The 19,826-nt window shown below is 72.9% G+C and carries 15 protein-coding genes; 5 read left to right on the plus strand and 10 right to left on the minus strand.

Features of this window, described 5'->3' with window-relative positions:
• Window positions 1-74: 74 nt before the first annotated feature.
• Together WMF24_RS30770 and aat are read left to right on the plus strand one after the other, a co-directional pair.
• Window positions 75-1,076, plus strand: a complete 1,002-nt coding sequence (locus WMF24_RS30770) for a glycosyltransferase (protein ID WP_437730982.1) — start codon at window positions 75-77, stop codon at window positions 1,074-1,076.
• A 62-nt stretch (window positions 1,077-1,138) separates the two neighbouring features.
• The gene (gene aat / locus WMF24_RS30775) at window positions 1,139-1,861 is read left to right on the plus strand and encodes a leucyl/phenylalanyl-tRNA--protein transferase (RefSeq protein WP_437730983.1); all 723 of its coding nucleotides are present in this window, start codon (window positions 1,139-1,141) and stop codon (window positions 1,859-1,861) included.
• Between the two features lie 286 nt (window positions 1,862-2,147).
• On the opposite strand, the gene rbfA is transcribed toward aat, so the two are convergent.
• The 7 genes from rbfA to WMF24_RS30810 all read right to left on the minus strand — a co-directional run bounded on the left by rbfA (window position 2,148) and on the right by WMF24_RS30810 (window position 10,946).
• On the minus strand, window positions 2,148-2,522 hold the full coding sequence (gene rbfA, locus WMF24_RS30780; RefSeq protein WP_437730984.1) for a 30S ribosome-binding factor RbfA: 375 nt from the start codon (window positions 2,520-2,522) through the stop codon (window positions 2,148-2,150).
• On the minus strand, window positions 2,519-2,914 hold the full coding sequence (locus tag WMF24_RS30785; RefSeq protein ID WP_437730985.1) for a DUF503 domain-containing protein: 396 nt from the start codon (window positions 2,912-2,914) through the stop codon (window positions 2,519-2,521). Before WMF24_RS30785 ends, rbfA begins: the two co-directional genes overlap by 4 nt.
• A gap of 9 nt (window positions 2,915-2,923) precedes the next feature.
• Window positions 2,924-6,106, minus strand: a complete 3,183-nt coding sequence (gene infB / locus WMF24_RS30790) for a translation initiation factor IF-2 (protein WP_437730986.1) — start codon at window positions 6,104-6,106, stop codon at window positions 2,924-2,926.
• 15 nt (window positions 6,107-6,121) lie between these two features.
• The gene (locus WMF24_RS30795; RefSeq protein WP_437730987.1) at window positions 6,122-7,114 is read right to left on the minus strand and encodes a DUF448 domain-containing protein; all 993 of its coding nucleotides are present in this window, start codon (window positions 7,112-7,114) and stop codon (window positions 6,122-6,124) included.
• Window positions 7,115-7,146: 32 nt separating this feature from the next.
• A complete protein-coding gene (nusA, locus tag WMF24_RS30800) occupies window positions 7,147-8,790 on the minus strand; it encodes a transcription termination factor NusA (RefSeq protein ID WP_437730988.1) in 1,644 nt (547 codons plus the stop codon).
• Between the two features lie 30 nt (window positions 8,791-8,820).
• Window positions 8,821-9,426 carry a ribosome maturation factor RimP gene (rimP, locus tag WMF24_RS30805; protein ID WP_437730989.1) on the minus strand — a complete coding sequence of 202 codons (606 nt, stop codon included), beginning with the start codon at window positions 9,424-9,426 and terminating at the stop codon, window positions 8,821-8,823.
• A gap of 335 nt (window positions 9,427-9,761) precedes the next feature.
• Window positions 9,762-10,946 carry a phosphoglycerate dehydrogenase gene (locus WMF24_RS30810; RefSeq protein ID WP_437730990.1) on the minus strand — a complete coding sequence of 395 codons (1,185 nt, stop codon included), beginning with the start codon at window positions 10,944-10,946 and terminating at the stop codon, window positions 9,762-9,764.
• Window positions 10,947-11,007: 61 nt separating this feature from the next.
• Between WMF24_RS30810 and WMF24_RS30815 the strand changes: the two genes are divergently transcribed.
• A complete protein-coding gene (locus WMF24_RS30815) occupies window positions 11,008-12,027 on the plus strand; it encodes an FG-GAP repeat domain-containing protein (protein WP_437730991.1) in 1,020 nt (339 codons plus the stop codon).
• On the opposite strand, the gene WMF24_RS30820 is transcribed toward WMF24_RS30815, so the two are convergent.
• Genes WMF24_RS30820 through WMF24_RS30830 form a run of 3 tightly spaced genes read right to left on the minus strand, consistent with a single transcriptional unit; the run spans window position 11,984 to window position 16,141 of the window.
• Complete coding sequence (locus WMF24_RS30820) at window positions 11,984-13,795, minus strand: hypothetical protein (RefSeq protein WP_437730992.1); 1,812 nt, start codon at window positions 13,793-13,795, stop codon at window positions 11,984-11,986. The two genes, WMF24_RS30815 and WMF24_RS30820, sit on opposite strands and share 44 nt — an antisense overlap.
• Before the next feature lie 12 nt (window positions 13,796-13,807).
• The gene (locus WMF24_RS30825) at window positions 13,808-14,440 is read right to left on the minus strand and encodes a hypothetical protein (protein ID WP_437730993.1); all 633 of its coding nucleotides are present in this window, start codon (window positions 14,438-14,440) and stop codon (window positions 13,808-13,810) included.
• Window positions 14,441-14,455: 15 nt separating this feature from the next.
• Complete coding sequence (locus WMF24_RS30830; RefSeq protein ID WP_437630815.1) at window positions 14,456-16,141, minus strand: protein kinase domain-containing protein; 1,686 nt, start codon at window positions 16,139-16,141, stop codon at window positions 14,456-14,458.
• 388 nt (window positions 16,142-16,529) lie between these two features.
• Between WMF24_RS30830 and WMF24_RS30835 the strand changes: the two genes are divergently transcribed.
• Together WMF24_RS30835 and WMF24_RS30840 are read left to right on the plus strand one after the other, a co-directional pair.
• Window positions 16,530-17,696 (plus strand): hypothetical protein, encoded by a 1,167-nt coding sequence (locus WMF24_RS30835; RefSeq protein WP_437730994.1) that lies wholly within the window; start codon window positions 16,530-16,532, stop codon window positions 17,694-17,696.
• A gap of 369 nt (window positions 17,697-18,065) precedes the next feature.
• Window positions 18,066-19,787 (plus strand): serine/threonine protein kinase, encoded by a 1,722-nt coding sequence (locus WMF24_RS30840; protein WP_437730995.1) that lies wholly within the window; start codon window positions 18,066-18,068, stop codon window positions 19,785-19,787.
• Window positions 19,788-19,826: the final 39 nt, after the last annotated feature.

Raw genomic sequence — 19,826 nt, forward strand, 5'->3', positions numbered from 1 at the left:
GGGGCCGCGATCTATGACGCAGGCGGGAGCCCCTTCTCCTGGACGCTGCGCCGGCGCGCCGCCATGGTCCCGGCGTGGCGCCGCTCGTCTCCGTCTTGCTCCCGTACCGGCAGGCGGAGGAGACGATCGAGGAGGCGCTGGAGAGCGTGCTCGCCGAGCGCGAGGTCGACCTCGAGGTCGTCGCCGTGGACGACGGCTCGACCGACGCCGGCCCGTCCCGGGTCGCGCGCATCGCGCAGCGCGACAGCCGGGTCGTCCCGATCGCGACGGGCGGCGTGGGGATCGCGCGGGCGCTCTGCCGCGCGGTGGCGTCAGCGCGGGGCGAGCTCCTCGCGCGCATGGACGGCGACGACATCTCGGTCGGCGGGCGCCTCGCGCGGCAGACCGAGGCGCTCCGGCGCGATCCGCGGCTCGGCGTCGTCGGCGCGCGCGTCGAGGCGTTCGCTGCCGGGCCGGTCGGCGAGGGCATGCTGCGCTACGTGGACTGGCTGAACTCGATCATCACGCCCGAGGATCACGCGCGGGAGATGTTCGTGGAGTCCCCCCTCTGCCACCCGTCCGTGATGCTGCGGCGGAGCGCGCTGGAGCAGGTCGGCGGGTTCCGCGAAGCCCCGTGGGCCGAGGACTACGACCTGTGGCTGCGCCTCGACGCCGCGGGCGTGCCGATGGCGAAGATCCCGGAGCTCGGCCTGCGCTGGCGGCACCGCGAGGGCCGCGCCACGTTCGCGGATCCGCGGTACGCGATCGAGCGCTTCCTCGAGGCCAAGGCGCACTACCTCGCGCGGAAGCTGGGCTCTGCGCGACCCGTGGCGGTGTGGGGCGCGGGCAAGACAGGCCGGCGGCTGGCCAGGGCGCTCGCCCGGAACGGCGTTCCGACGGCGCAGTTCGTGGACATCGATCCGCGCAAGATCGGTCGGACCGCGCAGGGCGCGCCGATCGTCGACCCGTCTCGGCTGGAGCGCGGCCGGCAGACGATCGTGGTCGCCGTGGGGGCGCGGGGGGCGCGCGCGCTCATCCGCGGTCACCTCGGGGCGCGCGGCTTCGTCGAGGGCTCCGATTATGTGTGCGCCTCCTGAACGCGCGCGCCGCGCGGCTCTTTGCAAGCGCCCCCGCTGATGGGAGGATTCGATCCCAAGCGATGCGCGTCCCGGTGCTCACGAGCAAGCTCGACTTCCCCCCGCCCGAGCGCGCGACCCCGGCAGGGATCGTGGCCGTGGGCGGCGAGGCCTCGCCGGAGCGGCTCCTGGCCGGCTATCGCCGGGGCATCTTCCCGTGGCCGCACGAGGGATTGCCGCTGCTCTGGTTCTCTCCGGATCCGCGCTTCGTCCTGCCGCCGCGCGAGGCGCACATCCCGCACTCGCTGCGCAAGCGGATCCGGCGGGGCGGGATCGAGGTGCGGACCGACACGGCGTTCACGGACGTCATGCGGGCCTGCAGCGAGACGCCGCGGCCGGGCCAGAGCGGCACGTGGATCACCGACGAGCTCATCGCCGGGTACACCGCGCTGCACGCCGCCGGGGTCGCGCACAGCATCGAGAGCTGGTCGAACGGCGAGCTCGTCGGCGGCCTCTACGGCGTGTCGCTGGGGCGGATGTTCTTCGGCGAGTCGATGTTCGCGCGCGCGCCCGACGCCTCGAAGATCGCGTTCGCGACGCTCCTCGGGAACCTCGTGGCCTGGGACTTCGCGCTCGTGGACTGCCAGGTGTACACGGACCACCTCGAACGCTTCGGCGCCGTGGAGTGGCCGCGGCGCGACTTCCTCCGCGCCCTGAAGACGGCGCTCGACGCCCCGACGAAGATGGGGCCGTGGCGCTTCGACCTGGAGCCCGCGCAGGCGATCGACCGGCTCATCCCCCGGTGATCGCGCCCGATCGCGGGGCGTCGGGACCGCGCTCGGCCGCCGGCCCCCGGAAGGCGCGGTGCCCAGGAGCGCTCGCCGCCACGAGCGCTCGCCGCCACGAGCGCTCGCCGCCACGAGCGCTCGCCGCCACGAGCGCTCGCCGCCACGAGCGCTCGCCGCCACGAGCGCTCGCCGCCACGAGCGCTCGCCGCCACGAGCGCTCGTGGCGGCGAGCGCTCGGCGCCAGGAGCGCTTGCCGCCACGAGCGCTCGCCGCCACGAGCGCTCGCCGCCAGGAGCGCTCGGCGCTAGGAGCGCTCGCCGCCCGTTTCGTCCTTGATCTCTCGCAGGAGCTCCTCGATCCGCCGCTGGGCGTCGGGCGCCTCGTCGTAGAAGAAGCGCAGCGTCGGCACGACGCGCAGCCCCATGGTGCGGGCGACGTCCCTGCGCAGCCGGCCCGCCGCCGCCTCCAGCCCCTTGAGCAGCGCGCGGCGCGACGCCGCGTCCTCCGCGCCGAACTCGTGGCGCACGTGGACCTTCGCGCTCTGCAGATCGTCCGTGAGCTCCACGCGCGATACGATCACACCGGCGAGCCGCGGATCGCGCATCTCCCGGAGCAGGCTGGACAGATCCTCGCGGAGCCGTTCGGCGACCCGCGTCGCCCGCTTCACCGTGCCGCTCATTCGTCGTCCTCAGCGTCCTCGAACCTGTCCGAGGCCGCTCCCAGATCCTCATCACCGCGGTCGAGCGCCTGCTCGATGCCGCCCTCCACCCCTGCCCCTCCCTCACCGAACGGCACGATTTCGGTCGCCCGATCGGTGAGGACGGCGTGGGGCAGCGACCCTGCCATCGCGGCCACGTCCGCGAGGACCCTGTCGCACATCGCCGCCGAGTTCGAGACGACCGCGACGCCGAGCGTCGCCCGCCTCGGGTCGTCGAGCACGCCGACCTCGGCGATGGACACGCGCATGCGGCTCTGCGCCCGCTCCTTCAAGGAGCGCACCACGCTGCGCTTGTCCTTGAGGGAGCGGGCCCCGACGATATCGAGGCGGAGACGGAGGACGCCGACGAACATTCAGGAAACTCAGAGCTTCGTCTTGACCTCTTCGATCTCGAAGCTCTCGATGATGTCGCGCTCCTTGATGTCCGAGTAGCCGTCGAGCGAGATACCGCACTCGAACCCCTCGACCACCTCCTTCGCGTCGTCCTTGAAGCGGCGCAGCCCCGAGAGGCGCCCCGTCCAGACAACGACGTTTTCCCGGATGAGGCGCGCCTCGGCGGTGCGCTTGACCGAGCCGCTGATGACCATGGATCCGGCCACGATGCCCGCCTTCGTGATCTTGAAGACCTGGCGGACCTCGGCGCGGCCGAGGACCTTCTCCACCTTCGTCGCGGGGAGGAGCCCCTCCATCGCGCTTCGGATGTCGTCGACGGCGTTGTAGATGATGTTGTAGAGCCGGATCTCCACGCCCTCGTTCTCGGCCAGCGCGCCCGCCTTGCCTGCCGGCCGGACGTTGAAGCCGACGATGATCGCCTTCGACGCGACCGCCAGGTTGACGTCGCCCTCGGTGATGCCGCCGACGGCGCCGTTCACGATGGTGACCTTCACCTTCTCGGTCGAGAGCTTCGCCAGCGCGTGGGTGATCGCCTCGACCGAGCCCTGCACGTCACCCTTGATGATCAGCTTGAGCTCGAGCTGATCGGCCTCCTGCAGGTTCTTCGTGATCGACTCGAGCGAGACGCGCGAGTCCTGCGGGATGAGCGTCTTCGACGCCTTCTTGCGGCGGGTCTCGGCGATCTCCTCCGCGGTCTTGCCGTCCTTCACGGCGTGGACGGGATCGCCCGCGCTCGGCACCTCGTTGAGGCCGAGGACCTCGACGGGCGTCGCAGGGCCGGCCTCGGCGACGGAGCGACCGAGCTCGTCGGTCATCGCCCGGACCTTGCCCCACGCGGCGCCGGCCAGGAGGATGTCGCCCGTGCGGAGCGTGCCGTCCTGGATCATGACGCGCGCGACCGGGCCGCGGCCGCGATCGAGCAGGGCCTCGATGACGGTGCCGCTGGCGCGCTTCTTCGGGTTGGCGCGCAGATCCTGGACCTCGGCGAGGAGCAGGACCGACTCGAGGAGCTGGTCGATGCCCGTCCCCATCTTCGCCGACACGTGGGAGAACATCGTGTCGCCGCCCCATTCCTCGGGCTGAAGCCCGAGCGAGGCGAGGTCGCGCTTGATCTTGTCCGGATCGGCGCCCGGCTTGTCGATCTTGTTGACCGCGACGATGATCGGCACCTTCGCCGCCTGGGCGTGCGAGATCGCCTCCTTGGTCTGGGGCATCACGCCGTCGTCGGCCGCGACCACCAGGATCACGATGTCCGTGAGCGAGGCGCCGCGGGCGCGCATGGCCGTGAACGCCTCGTGGCCCGGCGTGTCGAGGAAGGCGATCGTGCCGCGGGGCGTCTCGACGCGGTAAGCGCCGATGTGCTGGGTGATCCCGCCCGCCTCGCCCTCGGCGACGGCGGCCTTCCGGATCCGGTCGAGCAGCGACGTCTTGCCGTGGTCGACGTGGCCCATGACGGTGACGATCGGCGGGCGGATCTCGACGTCCTCGTCGGCGTCGACACCGGCCTGCATGGCCGCGGTCAGCGTGTCCTGCTCGCTGACGGCCACGTCCTCGACGCTCCAGCCGAACTCGCTCGCGAGGATCTTCGCGGTGTCGGCGTCGAGCGTGCTGTTGATGTTCACGCCCGTCATGCCCATCGACAGGAGCCGCATGAGCACGTCGGTCGCCTTCAGGCTCATCTTCGCGGCGAGCTGCTGGAGGGTGACCTGCTCCTCGATCTTGATGACCTTCTTGTGCGAGGCCATCTCCTGCGTGGAGACCTGGACCGGCTTGCGCGGGAGCCCGCCGCCTCCGGGGCGCTGCCGCCCGAAGGTCCCCGGGCGAGTGTTCCGGCCGCCGGGCATGGACCGGCCGCCCGGCCCGAAGCTGGGGCCACCCGGGCGCGCCTGCTGGGCGTTGGCGCGCGGGTCGTACGTCGTGCGCCGCGCCGGCGGGCCGGTGCGGGCAGCGGGCATCGTGACGCCGGGGCGACCCTGCCACACCTCGATGCCGGTCTTCGGCGGCGAGGACGGGCGGCGCGGCGCCTGCTGCGCCGACGAGCCGGCCGCCGCCTCCTCCGGCTTGGCCGTGGGCGCCGCGGGCGGCGACGTCGGCCGGGACGCGGTCGCCGGCGCCGAGGGCGCACCGGGCCGCTGCGGCGCGGCGGACGCCGGCCGGGACGACGCCTGCGCCGGGGCCGGCGCGGGAGCCGTGGACTGCGGCCGGCCCTGCGCGGGAGCCGCGGACTGCGGCCGCCCCTGCGCGGGCGCCGCAGGCGCGGGCGTCGGCCGCGCGGGCGCAGCCGCCTGCGCCGGGGCCGGCGCGGGCGCAGCGACAGCTGCTGCAGGTGCAGCAGCTGCCGGCGCCGGGGTGGGCGCGGGCGCGACGGGCGCCGCAGGCGCGGCCGCCTGCGCCGGAGCGGGCGCAGCTGCCGGCGCCGGGGTGGGCGCGGGCTCCGCGGGCGCCGCAGCGGCGGTCACGGGCGGCGTCGCTGCAGCCGGGGCCGCAGGCTTCGCCTCGGGCGGGGCCACCTTCGCCTCGGCAGGCGCGGGCGTCGCGGCAGGCGCGGGCTCCGCGGGCGCGGCAGCCGCGGGGGGCGGCGCTGCCGGAGCAGCCGCCGCCGGCGGCGCTGCGGGAGCAGCCGCGGGGGGCGGCGCCGCCGGAGCAGCGGCGACCGGGGCGGCCGGCGCTGCGGGAGCGGGCGCGCTGGGGGCGGGGGCCGGCGCGGGCTCACGCGGGCTCGCAGCCACCGCCGGCTCGGGAGCGGGCGCCGGGGGCGTCGCAGCAGGAGCGGTGGGCGGCGGCGGAGCGGGGCGACGAGCCTGCGCTTCTTCCTGATCAGCGCGCTCGGGCGGAGGAGCCATGGGGGCAGGCGCAGCCGCGGGCCGGGAAGGTGCCGGCTCCGGCGCAGCGCGCACGGGCGCCTCGGCCGGCTCGGGCTCCGCCCCGGGCCGCGCGCGGCGCTTGACGACCGTCGGGCGGATCCGCTCCTCCACCACCTCAGGCGACTTCTGCCGCTCGAGGTGCCGCTTAACCCGCTCGACGACGTCGGACTCGACGGCGCTCATGTGATTGCGCACGTCGCCTATACCCATGGACTGGAAGAGCGCGACCAGCGTCTTCTGGTCCATGTTCAGCTGCTTGGCGACCTCGTAGACCCGGACTTTGCTCATGCACCTCGCTCCACGTTAACCAATCCGCCTCACCCATCCGCGCGGGCGACGATTTGCGGCCACTCTGTCCACCGTCGAGGCGCGTCCGGCAGAACCGGACACCACCCCCCTGCCCCCGACCGCGCCGCCTTCCCCGGTCCCCGGCGCAGTAGCAAGAAGCCGACCGTCCCCATTCTCTGGCGCGGACGGCGCCTCGCCGCCAGCAGGCCGCGCGCTCTTGTCCGATCGCGCGGACGCAGGACGCGCCGGCCGCCCCCTTCGACCGGCGCTTCCGCGCCCGCCCTCGGCAGCATCTTCGCCCCGCTCGATCCGGGCGCAGGTATCCACCACGTGCACGGCGCTCGCGACGGCGGCCGCGATCGACGCGGACGAGATGGCCATCACCGCCACGCCGCGCTCGCGCGGGCCGCCCGCGAGGGCGCCGAGCGCCTGCTTGCTGCCCCACGCGACGGCGCGCCCCTCGGCGATCGCCCTCTGGACCTCGGGCAGATCCGCGCCCGCCGCCGCGTCGCACGCGACAATCACGAGCGCGGCCTCACCCCGCGCGCACGACCCCACGACCGCATCGGCCCCGATCGCCGCGTGCTGCGAGCGAACCGCGGAGCGGACGAGCCCCTGGATCCGGCGCTCCGTCGCCTCCCGGATCGCCCGCGCCAGCGAGGCGGCCGTCAACGGTTCCGCGCCGGGCGCGGCCTGATCGCCGGCGCCCTCCGCGCCCGGGCCCACGCTGCCCACGATCGCGTGGACACGCCCCTTCGCGGCGCGCGCGAGGCCCCGGGTGACCGCAGCCGCCAGGCAGTCCCTCCGCGGGTGCACGTGCGCGCCGCGCCCGAAGCCACCGTCGCCTGGATCCACCGCGATCACGCCGCCGGGGCCGAGGATGAGCCGGACGAGCGGACGAACGCCGCGGGCGTCATCGACGCCGACGCGCTCCCCGCAGCCGACGCACGTGCGCACGCGCCCCTTCTCGGAGGGCTCGCGCTCACCCGCGTCGCTCTGTCTGCTCACCGCTGCTTCCATCCTCGTCCCCTGGGCACAGCCTACGCGTGCCTCGCCTCCGCTGCGCGGCGAACATCCGCCCGCGCTGCATCGAGCACCTTCTGCTCGCTTTCAACGAAATCCCGAGCGCCCTGCTTGATCGCGCGCGCCTTCTTGATGCCGAGCCCCGTCCGGATCGCCAGGCGGTCCTCGTCCTCCCGCAGCACGTCCTCCACGCTGCGGTACCCGGCCTCCTCCAGCAGCACCACGGTCCGGTCGCCCACGCCGCGGATGAACATCAGCCGCTCGCGGTCGGTGAGCGGCTCGGTGCGCGAGCTCGCGGAGCGGATGCGCTCCTGCCGGAGCCGCTCCATCGTCGTGTCCGCCTGCGCCTTGATCCGCTCGGCGGCCTCGGCGCCGCCGAGGCCCGGGATGGCGGCGAGCTCCTCGACGGACGCCTCGCTCACCTCCTCCAGCGCGCGGAAGCCGAGCCGGTACATCGACTTCGCGATCTGATCCGTCACGACGTCGATCTGCTGGAGGGCGGAGATCGCCTCCTCCTCCATCTGCTTGAACTTCGTCTCGCTGATGATGTCGAGCTTCCAGTTCGTGAGCTGCGCCGCGAGCCGCACGTTCTGGCCCTTGCGCCCGATCGCGAGCGACAGCTTCTCGTCGGGGACGACGAGCTCCATGCGCCCGTCCGCCTCGTCGACGATCACCTTGTGCACCTCGGCGGGCTGGATCGCGGCGATGACGTAGCGCGCCGGATCGCGGTCGAACGGCACGATGTCGATCTTCTCGCCGCGGAGCTCCTGGACGACGGCCTGCACGCGCGAGCCCTTCATGCCGACGCACGCGCCCACCGGGTCGACGTCCGCGTCGCGGCTGGTCACGGCGATCTTCGAGCGGGCGCCCGGCTCGCGGGCGACCGACACGATGCGAACGATGCCCTCGTAGATCTCGGGGACCTCGGCCTCGAAGAGCTTCTCGACGAGGCGCGGGTCGGAGCGGGACAGGATGACCTGCGGCCCGCGCGCCTCGCGATCGATGTCCTTCACGTACGCGACGATGCGGTCCCCGGGCCGGTACGTCTCGCGCGGCGTCTGCTCGCGGAACGTGAGCACGCCCTCGGTGCGGCCGATGTCGACGATGATGTTGTTGCCCTTCTCGAACCGCCGGACGATGCCGCGGATGAGCTCACCCTTGCGGTCCTTGTACTCGTTGAAGATGAGATCGCGCTCGGCGTCGCGCACGCGCTGCAGGAGGACCTGCTTCGCCGTCTGCGCGGCGATGCGCCCGAAGGTCGTGCGGCCGTGCTTGAGCTTCAGGATGTCGCCGTACTCCTTGTCCTGATCGCGCGCCTTCTCCGCGTCCTCGGGGCGCCAGAAGACCTGGAAGCCGAGCTCCTCGCCCAGGGTCGCGTCCAGCTTGAGCTTGTTCACGTCGGCGATGGAGATCTCGCGCTCCGGCTCCGTCACGGCCTCGACCACGGTCATGTACTGGAAGAGGTCGATCTGCCCGGTGTCCTCGTTGAAGCGCGCCTCGAGCTCGCGGGTCGGGCCGAAGACGCTCTGCGCGGCCTTCAAGATCGCGGCCTCGATCGTCTCGACAAGGATCTTCTTGTCGATCCCCTTCTCCTTCGCGACCTGATCGAGGATGCTGCCGAGGCTCGTCTCCGAGGTCGGCATCGCTGCCATCGTTGCCATGACGTCCCTGTCTCCTGATCTTTCTTCTCTCTACTTGCGCTTCTCGGAGCCGCGCTCGCTCCGCTGTGAGGCCGGCCGAGGAGCCGACCCCTTGGCGGCGTCCTTGCCCTGCCGCTGCCCCTTCTTGGGCTTGGGCTGCGACGCGAGCTCGAAGACGAGGCGCGCCTCCACGACATCCGAAAACGGGACCTCGATCCGCTTGCCGTCGACCAGGACCGCGACCCGCCCCTCCGGGGCCTCCAGGAGCTCGCCCCGGAGCAGCCGCTGGCCGTCCGGCGCGGGGCGCGACAGCTTCACCTTCGCCGTCCGACCGCGGAAGCGGGCGAACTCGGCCTCCGTGCGCAGCCGCCGATCGAGGCCTGGAGAGCTGACCTCGAGGTTGTAATGATTGGCGATGAGATCCTCGACGTCGAGGACCGATGAGACGTCGCGCGACACATCCGCGCAGTCCTCCAGCGTGACGCCGCCGCCCGCATCGGCCGTCCCCTCGCGCTCGATCGTGAGCCGCAACGTCCAGCCCGCCCGCTCGGTCGTCCACTCGAGATCGACGAGCGTCACCCCGTGCGAGGCGAGCACCGGCGCGACCGCGTCGCGGACGCGACCGAGATCGAACGTGGCTCTGGTCGAAGGCTCCATCGGTTCCGGCATGTGAGAGACGTCACCCTGGGGAATCCGGGACTTTTCAGCGCCACAGATGCCGAGCGACGGTGCCCGGCGCCCCTGCGCCAAAAAAAAAGAGCCGATTCCCGAACTGGGAACCCGGCTCAGCGGATCCGCCTAGTTGTCGGCGGACAACCTAGTCGAATGCGGGCCTTCATGCAAGGGGGGATACGGGCAAACCGCCCCTGCACGGCCGGGAAACTCCCCCGCCAGCTCGTCCGCGCGCCGCGCCGCGCCTCACCCAGCCGCGCCGCGCCGGACGACGGCGATGCGCCTCACAGCGGCTGCGTCAGGGTCACGAGGTCATGCGGTCATGCGAGGTTAGGCAGCGCGACGATATCCACGTGGAGCACCTCCTCGAACGCCGCGATCTCCTTGAGGCAGGCTTCGCTCGGCCGGCCGGAGACCCGCATCTTCGTGCAGGTGGCAGTGGCCCCCTCGAAGACGGTACTCGAGATCTCCTCGATGTTGATCCCGTGCCGTTTCACGACGCTCAGGGTGTTCGCGAGGACGCCGACCTTGTCCAGCATCCGGATGACGACCGCGTAGCGAGCGGGCGAGGTCGCGCAGATGTTGACCACGTTGGGGATCTCCTCCTCCGTCAGGAAGGCGCGGATGATCCGGGCCGTCTCGAGGGCGACGGCGCGCTGGGCCTGCTCGGTCTGCGCGCCGATGTGCGGCGTCCCGTAGACGAGCCCTCGCTCGAGGAGGTGCGACTCGAAGGGCGCCGTGGGCCTGTCGGGCTCGCTGGCGAAGACGTCGAGGCCGACCCGCAGCCCCTTGCGCGGGATGAGCTCCTCGAGCGCGGCGTAGTCCAGCACCTCGGGGCGCGCGGCGTTCACGACGATGGCGCCGTCGGGGAGCGCCTCGAGGACGCTCCGGCCGACGATGCCGCGCGTCTGCGGGGTCGCGGTCAGGTGGATGGTGAAGATGTCCGAGCGGGCCGCCAGATCCTCCAGCGTCCGGGCGTAGCTGACGTCCAGCTTGGCGGCGCGCCCCGGCGTCAGCGAGCGCGACCACGCGTGCGGCTCGAGGCCGAACGCGCGGGCGCGCAGCAGCACCTCGCGGCCGATCGCGCCGAGCCCCGCGATCCCGATCCGCCGGCCGTACAGGCCCCGCGCCACCGAGTACTTCGCCTTCTCCCAGCGACCGGCCCGGAGATCGGACGTGGCATCGACGAGGCGGCGGTCGAGCGCGAGGATGAACCCCATCGTCAGCTCCGCGACAGCGGTGGCGTTCTTGCCGGGGCAGTTGGCCACGTAGACGCCGCGCGCGCTCGCGGCCGCGACGTCGATCGTGCCCACGCCGACCCCGGCCCGCACGATCAGGTTGAGCTGCCGTCCAGCCTCGATCGCCTTCGCCGTGACCTCCGTCGAACGAACGACGAGGATGCCGATCCCGTCCAGGGCCGCCGGGAGCGTGTCCCTTGTCAGCTCCGGCCGGGACTCGATCTGGATCCCGAGTACCTTGAGCTCTTCCAGAGCCGAGAGATCCATTTTATCGGCGACTAGCAGGCGCATGAGGAAGCGAACGGTAACAGAAAAGCTCACGCTGACGATGGGCGTTCTGCTCCTCTCGAGCCCCTCCTGCACCAGCGATCATCAGGTCTCTCCCTGGGGCGCCGCGCGCACGCCGCCGCTCGGCGCGTACGTCGCGCCCCCGGACCTCGACGCGCATCTGCGCGCCATCGATGTGGAGGCCGCCGAGCTCGGGCTCGAGCTGGAGGTCGAGCTCCGCGGCGCGCTCCCGCGCGGCGGGGGGGAGGTGGTGCTGCGCGGCTACGCCGGCACCGACACGCTCGGGCGCCGCACCTCCGCCGTGCGGGCGGCGACGCCGCGCGGCGTGATCATGGCGGCCGGGCCCCTCGACAGCGGCCGCGTGGACCGGAGCCAGGCGACCCGGCTCGTGCCGTCGCTCGTGCCCGGCGCGACGCCGGAGGGCGCGGAGCAGCTCGGGGTGTTCCGGTCCGGGACCGATCTCAACCGCGACGGCGCGCCGGACGTCGTGCTCAGCAACGAGGCCGGCGAGCTGGAGATCTGGGCCGTGCAGCCGTTCGGCACGGCCCGGTACACCGTCGAGCTCGCGGTGCCGCCGCGGTTCGCGCTGGATATCGACCAGGACGGAATACTCGAGCTTGCCGGACGGGCGCCCGTGCGGGAGGGCGATCCCATCGCACCGGAGCTCGTCGACGTCGCGGGCTTCGAGGGCGACCGCTACACGAACCGCGGCAGCGCTGCCCAGGCGTTCCATACGGCGCGCGCGGGGGCGGACGATCGCGGTCGGGACGGCAAGCGGCAGGAGGCGCCGAAGGACGACGCGGCGCGCGTGCGGCGCGCGATCGAGCAGGCCTGGCACGCGCTACTCGCGGGCAGGCCGGAGAAGGAGACGCTCGCGGCGCTCGACCGGGAGCCGGTGCCGCCCGCCCTCCAGCCGGCGTTCGCGGCCCACCGCGCCCGGGTGGCGAGCGTGGCCGCGCCGCCCGACGCGGCGGGCGCGCCGACGAGGGAAGGCCCCCGCGGGCCGGGCGGGGCGCCTACTCGTCCGCAGGGAGCATCGGAAACGCCTGACCGAAGGTGAGGACGATGTCGCCCGGGAGCGCGTCGGGCTCCCTGGTGCCGCGCGTGAGCGGGAAGCCCCAGTCGGCGCGCATGACGATGCGGTTGAGCTGCGGGAAGAGCGCCCGTATCCCGAAGCCGGCCGACTGCTTGAGGCGCAGATCGTCGTAGCCGTCGAAGGCGTCGCCGGCGTCGAAGAAGGCCGCGCCCGCGATCTGGCACGACCAGATCTCGAGGGGGCGGGTGCGGAGCTCCAGGTTCGCGGAGAGCACGTCCTCGCCGATGAACGCCCCCGTCGGGTAGCCGCGGAGCCGCGTGTCGCCGCCGAGCTGCCACCGCCGGTTGAGGTAGTTCCGGTAGCGGTCGTAGAGCCGCACGTCGAACACGAGCCGCCCGATCCCGAAGCTCGGCGTGTGCACGCGCGCCCGCGCCTCGATGTAGGCGTCGAAGATCTGCGACCGGTCGAGCTCCGTGACCGCCTCGACCACCGCGCGCGCGAGGCCGTCGCCGAGCGGGACGGTGTACGCCGCCGCGGCGGACACGCCGAGGAAGGTCCGCGTCGAGTTGAGCGCGGTCGTGACCGGGTAGATCGCGACCGTGAGCTCGTGGCCCAGCCGGTAGTCCTCCTGGAGGGCGAGCGTGTTGAAGTCGAGCACGCGCGAGAAGCGGGTCGAGTACGTCGAGTACTTGAGCACGGGCGCGATGCGGGTGTCGCTCACCGGCATCTCGCGCCGCTCGAACTCGGCGAGCGCGGATGGAGCGAAGCCCGCGCGCTCGTCCACGCGGTAGACCTTGCGGCTCGCCTCGATGCCCACCGAGACGTCGTGCTTCACGCCCGAGGACCGCGCCGCGCCGCGGCCGCCGAAGCTGCGCGTGACGGTGTAGCTGCCGACCAGGAGATCGCTCCGGTAGCGGTGAGGGATGGCGTCGTCCCCCGGCGTCGCCGCGGCGTCGAACGTGGCGAGCCGCGTGCCGATGAAGCGGCGGGTCACCTCGTCGCGCCAGGTGACCTCGGCCTCCCAGGCCCACTCCGCCTCCGTCGCGTAGAGCGGCTGGCCGTACACGAACTCCCCGCTGGAGCCCTCGAGCGCGCCGGTCTCGCGGCCGACGATCGCGTTCAGCTGGGTCCGCAGCCGCACGCGGCTGCCCCCGACGCGCGGCATCGCGTAGGCGAGGCCGAGCGAGAGCGCGCCGGGATCGAGCGCGAGCTGCGCCGCGATGGTGTGGTGGACGCCGAACAGGTTCGTCTCGGCGGGCTGCAGGAACAGGTACTCGAGCTCGCCGCCGGCGAAGCGGTAGTTCGAGTTGAGGCGCAGGCTCCAGACGTCCTTCGTGGCCACGGCGACCCGCACCCGGTCCGGCGCGCTGCCCCGCACGGCGAAGACGAGGACGAGCGAGAGCTGGCTCAGGGCGCGGAGGAGGCGCGCCGACTCGTCGGCGAGCGCCTGCTCGTAGGGGCGGCCGACCGAGAGCAGCACCTCGCGCCGGATGACGTACGGCCTGGAGAGGGCGTGGAACCAGTTCAGGAAGCCGGGCGCCGGGTCGCGGTCCTCGATCACCTCGAACGGGACGACGTCGATCCCCTCGACGATCTTGCCCTCGGGGGCAGGGTCGAGGGTCGCGCCGAGGCGCGCGAGGGCGCGCTCGAGCGTGGCGCGCTCGTAGCTCGAGTAGCCCGCGGGCTCAGGGGCCGCGGCCGGCGCGCGCTGCTGGGCGCCCGCCGAGCCCGCGAGGAGCGCGCCGGAGAGCGCGAGCGCGCAGCGCACCAGCACGATCGATGCGCGACGCAAGGCCCGCGCGCCTCAGAAGGACTCGCTGGCAGGGTAGGTCGCCATGACGTTGATCTTGTACTTCACGTACTGGTGCGGGATCGTCCCCCAGTCGGGCGTCGGCATCGCCCGCTTCACGCAGCGGAGCAGCTCCTTCGTCTTCGCGCGGCTCACCGTCGTCGACTTGCCCACGTAGAGGTTGGTCCGCTTGCGCCGGAAGTCCATGTCGAGGACGAAGCTCACCGTGATGCTCGTCGGGCCGGTCGGCGCGCACTGGACGTTATCGCGGATCGCGCGCGAGAGGGCGTCCTCGAAGAAGGTGACGTGATCGCAGCGCTCGGGCGGCGTGCGGCCCGGGCCAGGGTTCTCGCAGCGGATCGTGGTGAACGGCGACAGCGTGACGCCCTCCGGCACGCCCGCGTCCGCGAGCGCCCCCGCGTCGAACACGTAGGCGCCGGCGTCCGCCGTCGCGGCGTCCGCCGACGGGATCGACTCGGGCCGCGGGCGGCGCCAGAGGTAGAGCGGCACCGCCACGACGATGAGCCCGGCGACGAGCGCGATGATGATCTGCAGCCGCACGGGGCGCTCGCTGCCGCCGCGACCGAGGTAACGGTACGGCGAGGGCTGAGACGGCGGGCTGGAAGGGAACGGAGGCCGGCTGTTCATCGGACGCGTTCGGGTTCAATCGATGAGCGTCCGCGCCGGGCGCCCGGGCTCGCCCTTCACCAGCGTCGCGCCGAGCTCGAGCGTCTCGGGGAGCATCCCCTGCACCTGCGCGACCACCTGCTCGACGACGTGGCGCGCCTCGTCGATGCTCGGACCGACGATCGACACGACGAACTTGAGCGGCCCCGTCCGGCCCGCGACGGCGGGCGTGAGGCTCAGGAGGAGCATCTCGGTCAGATCGATCACCCGCTGCGCCGCCTTCCGCAGGGCGAGCATCTCGAGGATGGTCGGGCGCTCGCTCACCTGGCGGTTCGGCCCGCGCAGCTCGTAGCGCGCGACCTGCATCGGCACCTCGGCCCAGTCGGCGAACAGGCCGTCCTCGTCGATCGCCTTCATGAGGTGCTCGCGCACGAGCAGGCCGGTGAGGCCGTCGCGCTTCGCGAGGTACTGCTTCGCGCGCCGGTGCTGCGGCGAGTCCGGGCCGAACGTCACGAGCTTCATCCGGCACTCGCCGACCTGCACCTCGCCGCCGTGCAGCAGCGAGACCTGCGACTTGCGCTCGTAGTTGAAGTCCGCGTACGTGCCGTTCGTGCTGCCCTGATCCTCGATGAGCCACGAGCCCGTCTGCCACTTGAGCAGCGCGTGCGCCCCCGAGACGGTCGCCTCGGGCACGCACAGGCTCTGATCGCTGCGCCGGCCGAGCGCGAGCTTCGTGTCGTGCAGCGGGAGCAGCGTGCCGACGATCTCCGGCGCGTTCGTCGCGTACGTCACGAGCAGCGACTGCGCCCCGGGGGTGAAGTTCAGCTTCAGCGCGCCGCCGGGCGGCGGGCCGGGATCGAGGCGCTCGCGCGGGAGCTGGATCGGGCTCGTCGTGAGCTGCGACGGGTTGAAGAAGCGCATGTGCCGCGCCTGCGGCCGCATCGACGGGTCCTCGTTGAGGCCGCGGAAGATCTGCCGCACCTCGTCGATCGACAGGCCCGCCGGCACGTCGAACATGATCTGCTGCTTCATCGTCTTGAGCCGCGGCTTGTAGCCGGGCTCAGGGACGCGGCAGGTCCACATCTCCCAGAGCGTGAGCGCCATGGCGTACACGTCGTCCTCGGGGCTCGCGCCGCCGTTGCGCAGCCGCTCGGGAGACATGTAGTTCGGCGTGCCGCCGTCGGGGGGCGCGCCGGGGCGGCGCGCCGAGGCGCGCGCGCGCTCCTGCGCGAAGCCGAAGTCGAGGATGACCGCGCGGCCCTCGGAGACCATCACGTTGCCGGGCTTGAGGTCGCCGTGCACGAGGCCCTGCGCGTGGATCGCCGCGAGGCCGTTGCAGACCTCGCTCGCGATCTTGCGGAACTCGTCCGCCGTGTAGCCGCCCTGGGCCTTGCGCTTGCGGATGTGCGTGTGGAGCGTCTGCCCGGGGATCTGCTCCATCACGAGGATGGGGCCCCACGGGCTCGGCGCGAGGTCGTGCACGCGGCAGACGTTGGGGTGGCCGACCGAGCGCGCGAGGAGGAGCTCCTGGCGGAGCGCCTCGTCGTCGCCCGGCATGCGCGACTCCTCGCGGACCACCTTGAGCGCCACGGTCTGCTGGGTCGAGCGATCGAAGGCCAGGAAGACCTCGCCCATGCCGCCTTTACCGAGGCTCTGACGGATGTCGTAACGATCGTTGATGACCGTTCCGGCAGTGATGGGAGGGGGGGGTGTCTTGGTCACGGCCCGCGGTGGATAAAAGGAGCGCGAACCGGAGCGTGCCCGACACCGGTTGCGGCGCAAAGCGTCGTCCATCTGAACGTGGAGCGCAACGGTCGTTCTGGGGGGACAGGCAGGACAAATGACGGTGCCGGCCGCCCCGCCGCGGGTTTGGGCCGAGATCGTCCTTCCGGACGTCCAGGTCGTCGGGATCTCTTGACGATGGCCGCCAATTTGTTTACGCGGCTCCGCCAGCCCGGCGCTGACGGCCGCGCGCGCCGGCGCTGGCGCCGCGAGGTGCGCCGGGCCAGCGACCCCGTGGAGCCGCGCGCCCGGCGCGGCCCACGATGGGTCCGGAGCCCACGACGGGCGCGATCAAAGACCGCAGCGCCGCGGATCCTCGGAGGCAGCGATGCGCTGGGACGGCTGGATCCAACAGGGAAGAACGAGCCTCGCCGCGGCGGCGCTCTGCGCGGCGGCGACGCTCGCGATGGGCTGCGGCGACGATACGGACGGGAGCGCCGGCGCGTCGGCGGGCGGCGACGTCGGCGCGGACGGCGCCGGGTGCCTGGACGCGCGATCCCACGACGCGCTCTTCTCGCTTGCCGACCCGGCGTGGTGCGCCGTCGCCGCCTACCAGACCGACGAGGACGTCGGCTTCGCTTCGGTGACGTGGGGGCGGCACGGCGGACCGATGTTCGTGCGGAGCCGCGCGGGCGGCGCGGCCGAGATCGTGCGGCTCACGCCGCCGGACGGGGCGAGCGGCGCGCTCACCGCGGCGCGGGCGGAGGTCGAGGCCGGCGTCCCTGATGGCGCGTTCCTCGGCGGGCAGGCGGTGGACCTGCCGTTCTTCGACTGGACGGCGATCTCGTGGACGAGCGCGTTCCCCGACACGCTCGGGGAGCTGATCCTGCTCGAGGATCGCGCGGTGGCGCAGCGCTACGAGGTGAACGGGTTCTTCGCGGCCGCCGCCGTGGAGGGGCGGCTGCTCCATACCGGGCGGTCGCCGCTCGGCGATCCCGCCGCGGGCGCGAGCGGCCTCTACGCGGCGGAGAGCTGCGGCGCGGCGGGGCAGGACGCCCGTCTCGTGCCGGAGGGCGACGCGGACTGCGAGGAGCCCGCCGCCGTCGCGGCGTGGGGCGACAGCTCCGGCCCCGTCGCTGCGGACCGGCGCGGCAACGCGTTCGCCGTGCTCCCGTCCGCGGACGGCTCGCAGCAGGCGCGCGGCTTCGCCGCCGGCGCGATCGCGCGCGGCGCCGGGCCGACGGAGGGCGACGTCCTCTTCACGCTGCCGGGCGGCGGCATGAGCCTGGCGGCCCTCGCGCCCGAGCAGGGCGCACCCGGCGTCCTCGTCTTCCAGCCGACCGACCCCGCGACCTACGAGGCCCTCGCGCCGGTCGCCGTCGCCTTCCGCGACGACGGCGGTCGCGTGCAACCCGACGGAGCCCCGGCGCCGCTCCTGGCGCTCGCGACGGCGAACACGTCGCTCTCGCTCGTCGCCGACGAGGCGAACCGCCTCTGGATCGGCGGCCCCCTGCCGGGCGGAGGCTTCCTGTTCGCGGTCGTCGTCCGCCGCTGAGCCGCCCGCGCGCGCCACGCCGGCGCTCCTCGACCGCCCCGGCGCCCGTCCACGGCGCCCGTGCGTCCGTCCACGATCCACTCCCGCCCACGGCGCGATGCAGCTCACCCGGACGGCGCGCGTCGTGCTGTGTTTCACGCGGGTCACGTGACAGCCACGTACGCGACGGAGCGCCGTCGCTCAGCGCCCCACGGTCATCACCGCGCTCATCGACCGTCCGGAGTGCAGCGCACACGACTCCACGCATTTCATGCGCGTATCGTGGCACTGCAGATTGACACATCAGAGTCGCCTCAGTCACACTGCTTCCGAGGCGGCTGCTGTGCGTCCAATCTTCACCTCCTCACGCTGCCCGAGGAGAGGCACGACATGCCTGATGGCCGACACGGAGAGGTAACCGGCAGCTCGAGGATCTCGAGGGCTGCCGCGCCGGACCCGCTGCTGGGGCGTGTCGTCAACGGCCGCTTCAAGATCGTCAGCGTCATCGCGCGCGGCGGCATGGGGAAGGTGTACAGGGCCGAGCAGGCGCCGCTCGGCCGCATCTGCGCGCTCAAGGTGCTGAGCCCGAAGTACGACGGCGATCACGATCCCGAGTTCCACCGTCGCTTCTTCCTCGAGGCGTCGACCGCGGCGAAGCTCACGCACCCGAACACGGTCACCGTGTTCGACTACGGCCACAGCGACGACGATATCTATTACATCGCGATGGAGTACATCGAGGGGAAGACCCTCCACCGCGTGCTCCGCGAGGAAGGGCCGTTCCCCGAGGCGCGCGCCGCGCACATCGCCCGCCAGATCTGCCGGTCGCTCCGCGAGGCGCACGGGCTCGGCGTCGTGCACCGCGACCTCAAGCCGGGCAACGTGCTGCTCGTCGATCACGAGGACGAGCACGACCACGTGAAGGTGCTCGACTTCGGGCTCGTCAAGGACACCGAGAGCGGCGAGAACCTCACCCAACAAGGCCTGTTCATGGGCTCGCCGAAGTACATGGCGCCCGAGCAGATCACGGGAAGCGAGGTGTCCGCGCGCACCGATATCTACGCGCTCGGCGTGATGATGTACGAGATGCTGTCGGGCCACGTGCCGTTCGACAAGGGCGCGAGCGTGGGGACGCTCATGTCGCACGTGAGCGACCCGGTCCCGCCCATGCAGGCGTACAACCCGCAGCTCTCCATCTCGCAGACGATGGAGGGGATCGTCTATCGCTGCCTCGAGAAGGACCCGGCGCAGCGCTTCTCCTCGATGAACGAGCTCGTCGCCGCGCTCAAGTTCACCGCGGGCGGCATCTCCACGCGCGACACGGGCGAGACGCTGCCCGCGCGGACCGCGATGGCGAGCCACCGCCCGTCCGCGCCGTCGTACCCGTCGGTGCCCTCCTCGTATCCGACGTTGACGAGCGATTTCCCGGGCCTCTCGACGCCGAACTCGTCGCCGCCCACGAGCGCGCCCCCGATGATCACGGGCCCGCTCGCCACGGACAGCGCGCTCAGGGCGCCGGCGGCGCCCGCCTTCGTCGCCCCCTCGATCACGGACTCGATGGGGCCGCGCCCGGCGCCGCCCCTCGACGGGCTCTCCGCGAACCAGCCCGGCGCGGGCCCGGGCCGGAAGCTCGTCCCGTGGGCGATCGCCGCGGTGCTCGCGGCCGGCGTCGGCGTCGCGGCCGTCGTGACGTCGCGCGCGCCGGCGCGCGAGCCGGTCGCGGGGAGCGCGCCGCCCGCGGAGACCGCGGCCGCGGGGGCGGCGCCCGCAGCGACGGCGCCCGCGACGCCGCCCACGCCGACCGCGCGCACGCTGCTCGTCGAGAGCGCGCCGTCCGGGGCGGCCGTCTGGGAAGGCAACAAGGAGCTCTGCGCCGAGACGCCGTGCGAGATCGTGTGGCGAGGATCCGCGGCCGCGCTCGCGGCGGAGCACGAGCTCGTCTTCGAGATGAAGGGCTACAAGCCCGCGACGGTGCGCGTCTCCAGCGCCGAGGAGCGGGTGCGCGCGAAGCTCGACCCGGCCGCGATCTCGACGACGGGGACCTCGAGCAAGCCCAGGGCGAACGTCGCGAACGGCGCGAAGAGCGCGCCGTACAAGAGCAATCCCTACTGACGAGCGCGCGGACGCGCGCCGGCCGCTCTGGTAGAGTCG

It is taken from the genome of Sorangium sp. So ce1335, from assembly GCF_051521615.1.
GTDB lineage: Bacteria > Myxococcota_A > Polyangia > Polyangiales > Polyangiaceae > Sorangium.